Genomic DNA, 477 nt, shown 5'->3' with positions numbered 1-477 from the left:
TAATTCTGGAAGATTTTTATAACCACTTTATTAGCAAGCAGTTCTGAGGATAAGGTAAAAATGAGGTAATGATTTGGCAACCCTGTCTATTTCTACGTTCTGCTGTGAGTTGCTGTCAATGTCTCTCGTCTTGGTACAAAAGTAGCAATAAAAATCGGATACACATCAAAATGTCCCATGATTTTTATCACAGGACGTTTTTTATCTTCGCTGAATAATCCGGTTTAACCGTTACTTCTATTTTCGGCAAGTTGCGGGCTATGATTGCTGAAATTTATACTTTAATCCATACTCTTCCAACTTGCTATACAGCGTTGTACGTCCGATTCCGAGCAATTCGGCGGCAACCTTGCGGTTTCCGTTTGCCTGCTTCAACGCGCGTAAGATGCGTTCCTTGTCCTCCGCATCGTTTCGCAAGGCGAAGCTGACAGGTGAGGTCGGTTTCGTTACGGCAAGTTCCAGATGCTCTTTCATGAC

1 protein-coding gene is annotated in these 477 nt (G+C 42.8%); it reads right to left on the bottom strand.

Annotated features, from left to right (window positions below; translation table 11 throughout):
- Positions 1-258: 258 nt before the first annotated feature.
- A partial coding sequence (locus DWX84_RS22065; protein WP_305036962.1) for a helix-turn-helix domain-containing protein occupies positions 259-477 on the bottom strand: 219 nt, incomplete at its 5' end.

The organism is Parabacteroides sp. AF21-43, assembly GCF_003635435.1.
GTDB lineage: Bacteria > Bacteroidota > Bacteroidia > Bacteroidales > Tannerellaceae > Parabacteroides > Parabacteroides distasonis.
This window is presented reverse-complemented; position numbering and strand designations above follow the sequence as displayed.